General features: G+C 45.2%; 5 protein-coding genes. 4 read left to right on the plus strand and 1 reads right to left on the minus strand.

All coding sequences use genetic code 11. The annotated features are described in order from the left end of the window. The coding region (locus DFP81_RS18405; RefSeq protein ID WP_220343045.1) for a hypothetical protein at positions 1-186 on the plus strand (186 nt) is incomplete at its 5' end. A gap of 204 nt (positions 187-390) precedes the next feature. On the opposite strand, the gene sfsA is transcribed toward DFP81_RS18405, so the two are convergent. Further along, complete coding sequence (gene sfsA / locus DFP81_RS17955; protein WP_115899257.1) at positions 391-1,107, minus strand: DNA/RNA nuclease SfsA; 717 nt, start codon at positions 1,105-1,107, stop codon at positions 391-393. Positions 1,108-1,551: 444 nt separating this feature from the next. On the opposite strand from sfsA, the gene DFP81_RS17960 reads away from it, so the two are divergent. Genes DFP81_RS17960 through arsJ form a run of 3 tightly spaced genes read left to right on the plus strand, consistent with a single transcriptional unit; the run spans position 1,552 to position 4,336 of the window. Next, on the plus strand, positions 1,552-2,553 hold the full coding sequence (locus tag DFP81_RS17960) for an ArsJ-associated glyceraldehyde-3-phosphate dehydrogenase (RefSeq protein ID WP_115899258.1): 1,002 nt from the start codon (positions 1,552-1,554) through the stop codon (positions 2,551-2,553). A 12-nt stretch (positions 2,554-2,565) separates the two neighbouring features. Beyond that, a complete protein-coding gene (locus DFP81_RS17965) occupies positions 2,566-3,063 on the plus strand; it encodes a cyclin-dependent kinase inhibitor 3 family protein (RefSeq protein ID WP_115899259.1) in 498 nt (165 codons plus the stop codon). A 49-nt stretch (positions 3,064-3,112) separates the two neighbouring features. Beyond that, entirely contained in the window at positions 3,113-4,336 is a 1,224-nt protein-coding gene (gene arsJ / locus DFP81_RS17970) for an organoarsenical effux MFS transporter ArsJ (RefSeq protein ID WP_115899260.1), read from the plus strand. Positions 4,337-4,576 lie beyond the last annotated feature (240 nt).

Consider the following 4,576-nt stretch of genomic DNA (forward strand, 5'->3'; position numbering starts at 1 on the left):
AGAACAATCAACATAAAGCGAATTGACGTGTTTGACTCTCGTAAGTCTTCAATTTTTTTGATCAACTACATTCCGGTAAAACCGAACTGCGATGATCTTCTGAAGACTCCAGCGAGCGCCCACACAAATTATCTGATTATCTATTTTAAAGAGCGTACTGACTTGTTGGCTTACTTAGTAAGCTAGACATCGTCTTCGTTGTTGTGAAGCGTTGTCCGTGTCAGCGAGGGCGTATATTAAGGATCTACAGATTTAGTGCAACCTTTTTCTGAGAAAAACTGACATTTATCGCAATTAATTTAAAAGAAGTTCAAAATCGTTCAATTAACCAACAAAAAAGAGGCTTTTTGTTTATAAAACAACCAAAAACCTACACCATTCCCTTTACCACTAGGGAAATTCAGGCATCGCTACGGGAACAGAATGCGTCACCAACATACCTTGCGGGTCGATTGAAACTTGATAAGCGAGAACTTCTACCCCTTTTGCCATAACTTCGACAAAAGCTTGTGCGTATTTTGGGTCTATATGTGTTGCTGGGGTAACTGAATCAATACCAGTATGACTCACACAAAAGAACATCACCGCTCTATGCCCCTCTTCTACCATGTTTGCCAACTCATAAAGGTGTTTTCTACCACGCTCTGTCACTGCATCGGGGAAATAGCCTAGCCCGTCTTCTTCTAATAGCGTGACGTTTTTCACTTCCACATAGCATTTGCCTCCATCCGCTCCTGTTAGCAGCCAATCGATTCGACTCTTCTCACCGTATTTCACTTCGGCTTTTTGCTCGCTGTAACCGGCCAGTTCAGACACAACGCCATTGGCAATGGCCTCCCCTACTAACTTATTAGGGTATCCGGTATTTATGCAGGCAAGATGCTGCTCGTCTACTTCAACCAATTCCCAGGTATAAGCTAGTTTTCGTTTCGGATTATTACTTTTTGATACCCACACTTTGGCATTGTCTTGCTGGCAACGCTTCATTGAACCGGTATTAGGGCAATGCGCTGTAATCACATCACCATTTAATAGCTCTATATCCGCCAAAAAACGCTTATAGCGCTTTATCAAACGCCCTTCTAATAGCTCAGTTGGGAAATCCATTGCTTTCACCTTAGTTATTAATGCCACTTTTGATCATACGCCACACTGCAATCACACAGTAAGGCGGCAAGAGTGTACACATTCTTACCTCAGCTTTCCTTATGGATGCGAACAAGCTTGCAGAACCAACTACTTGTTCTTAAAAGAAAGCAGAAATAGCACATACATAAAAGCCTCTATTAACCCTGCTTTCTCGACACAAGATCACCAGAGTAGGTTGACACCATCACCATCATCAATCATTATATATGGAAAACCATATATAATGATTGATGAGCAATTCACACTGCCTTTTATGGAGCTCGTTCACTCTTCGGTCACGTTTAATGGGCAAAGAGTCATAGACGGGGACACTCATCAGTCTCAAACAAATAATCTGTTGGATATCAGGCTGTAACTTAAAGTACATCCCTATCAAACAGAATACCTTTAGAGGAACATAATATGTCTATTAAAGTAGGAATTAACGGCTTTGGCCGCATTGGTCGTTTGGCACTTAGAGCATCTTTTGATTGGCCAGAAATTGAATTCGTACAAATTAACGATGTAGCTGGAGATACCACTACACTCGCGCACCTGCTTGAGTTTGATTCTGTTCAGGGTCGTTGGAATCATGCCGTCACCACAAACGGTTCTAATATCGTCATTGCTGGCCACAGCATTCGCACAACCCAAGAAAAAGACATCGATGCCGTTGATTGGTCTGGCTGTGATGTCGTCATTGAAGCCACAGGTAAGCACAAGAAAACAGAGGTCCTTAATAAGTACCTTGCGCAAGGCGTAAAACGAGTTGTGGTATCGGCGCCGGTTAAAGAAGCTGGTGTGGCTAATATCGTAATGGGCGTCAACGATGATATTTTTGATCCTGAACTGCACCCTATCGTCACCGCAGCGTCTTGCACAACAAACTGCATTGCCCCCGTTGTAAAAGTGATCCATGAGAAACTTGGCATTGAACAATCGTCCTTTACGACGATTCATGATCTAACCAACACGCAAACCATTTTGGATGCACCTCATAAAGACCTACGTCGTGCTCGTGCTTGTGGCATGAGCTTGATCCCAACTACTACAGGTTCAGCTACTGCAATCATCGAAATCTTCCCGGATCTAGCAGGCAAGATAAACGGCCACGCAGTACGCGTACCATTAGCCAATGCTTCTCTGACAGACATTGTTTTTGATGTGAAACGCGACACCACAGTAGAAGAAGTGAATGCGCTATTAAAAGAAGCTTCTGAAGGTGAACTAAAAGGCATTCTTGGTTTTGAAGATCGCCCGCTGGTATCCATCGACTATAAAGGTGACCAACGCTCCACTATTGTTGACGCACAATCCACTATGCTGGTTGGACCTCGTATGGTGAAAATTTACGCTTGGTACGATAACGAAATGGGCTATGCAACACGCACAGCCGATCTAGTGAAAAAAGTCGGTTTGGCTTAAGGAGTATTTATAATGACGCACCCAACTTGGGAGTTGCCATTACCGGATACAGAAGCAGGGCTAGTTCTTACGCCCTGCCCTGGCACTAAAGACGCATCCTTAAGTGACAGTATTGCCGAACTTAAAAAACAAGGCGTAATGGCGATTGTTACTGCTCTTAGTCTAGAAGAAATGCAGGATCGTGGTGTTGCTTCGCTTCCTGAAGAAGTAGAGCAAGCTGGCCTAAAGTGGTTTCATCTGCCAATTGAAGACGACTGCGCGCCAGGTGCTGATTTTATCGCGAAATGGCAGCAGGCCTCACCGGAGCTTCATCAAACGATTAAGAAAGGACAAAAGATCGCCCTGCACTGCATGGGCGGATCTGGTCGAACCGGTCTATTAGCCGCCCACCTTCTATTAGAAAGAGAGTGGCCCTTAGAGCAAATAATTAGCGAGGTGCAAGCGTTAAGGCCAGGGGCGTTTACCAAACAAGTGCAAGTGCAATACATACAGCAATTCGCAAATCAGTAACCAACATAAAAGAGCTACTTAGGTAGCTCTTCTCTTAAAGAGAGCGGCTATGTTTTCTCAGCTTAACCAGAACGTTCGCCAGTATATGCTGGTCACGTTTAATTATTGGAACTTCACAGTAACCGACGGCGCATTGCGCATGCTGGTTATTTTGTACTTTTATGACTTGGGCTATTCCACGCTGGAAATCGCATTACTGTTTCTGTTCTACGAATTTTTCGGTGTTGTCACCAATCTAGTCGGTGGCTGGATCGGCGCACGCCTCGGCTTAAACCGCACCATGAATGTGGGCTTAGCCATGCAAATTGTGGCCTTGCTGATGCTCGCACTACCGGCGTCATGGCTTTCTATTCCTTGGGTGATGGGCGCACAAGCGTTATCCGGTATCGCCAAAGACCTTAATAAAATGAGTGCAAAAAGCTCGATCAAAACCCTAGTACCCGCCGATGCCCAAGGCGCTTTGTACAAATGGATTGCGATCCTTACTGGCTCCAAGAACACACTAAAAGGTGCAGGCTTTTTCTTAGGTGGCGCTCTACTCTCTTTAATAGGCTTCCAGTATTCTGTGGCGGCCATGGCAATCGTGCTGATATTTGTCTTTATCGGCAGCTTAATTGGCTTAAAAGCAGATTTGGGTAAAGCAAAGACCAAACCCAAATTCTCAGAGATTTTCTCTAAATCAGGCAGCGTTAACATTCTCTCTGCTGCGCGTATGTTTTTGTTCGGCGCTCGGGATGTTTGGTTCGTGGTCGCCTTACCGATTTATCTAGGTTCGGTGTTTGATTGGGACCACAGTGCGGTGGGTGGCTTTCTTGCCCTATGGGTGATTGCTTATGGCCTAGTGCAAATTATTGCACCTAAAATCACAAGATTAACCTCTGGCCCAGCACCTGACGGCGCCGCCGCCTTATGGTGGGCATTAGCCTTAGCCGTTGTAACTGGCTTAATCGCTTACGCCATTCAAAATGCATGGCACCCTGAAGTGGTGATTATTATCGGCTTAATGGTATTTGGCGCTGTGTTTGCGGTTAACTCTTCTTTGCACTCTTACTTGATCGTAAGCTATGCCAAAGACGATGGCGTATCACTTGATGTGGGCTTCTATTACATGGCCAACGCCATGGGACGCTTAATCGGCACCGTATTATCTGGCTGGGTCTTCCAAGTATGGGGATTCTCCGCTTGCCTCTGGGTGTCATTTGCTTTTCTCATCACCACCACCCTAGTGTCTTTGTGGTTACCAAAACACAAAAAACACGTCACAGACCAATAACGAAACCATCAGACACATCGAGTAGGGTGAGGCGTTACCGCCTCATCCCTCTCACAGAACCGTACGTACGGACCTCGTATACGGCTCATGTAAACGTCCATTCAGCATGTACGCTGAACACATACCCCGTTTTCACTTCTTCAAGATTTACTAAACCTTGTTCATCGAACCATTTGTTTGGCATCGCGTGACTGGCTAACGGACTCGCCGCATTCCTCCAACTCGTCATGGATATATACT

Source organism: Marinomonas pollencensis (genome assembly GCF_003387375.1).
GTDB lineage: Bacteria > Pseudomonadota > Gammaproteobacteria > Pseudomonadales > Marinomonadaceae > Marinomonas > Marinomonas pollencensis.

Coding starts and splice junctions, on each gene's coding strand:
- sfsA (WP_115899257.1), bottom strand. CDS start 1,107: ATGGATTTCCCAACTGAGCTATTAGAAGGGCGTTTGATAAAGCGCTAT.
- DFP81_RS17960 (WP_115899258.1), top strand. CDS start 1,552: ATGTCTATTAAAGTAGGAATTAACGGCTTTGGCCGCATTGGTCGTTTG.
- DFP81_RS17965 (WP_115899259.1), top strand. CDS start 2,566: ATGACGCACCCAACTTGGGAGTTGCCATTACCGGATACAGAAGCAGGG.
- arsJ (WP_115899260.1), top strand. CDS start 3,113: ATGTTTTCTCAGCTTAACCAGAACGTTCGCCAGTATATGCTGGTCACG.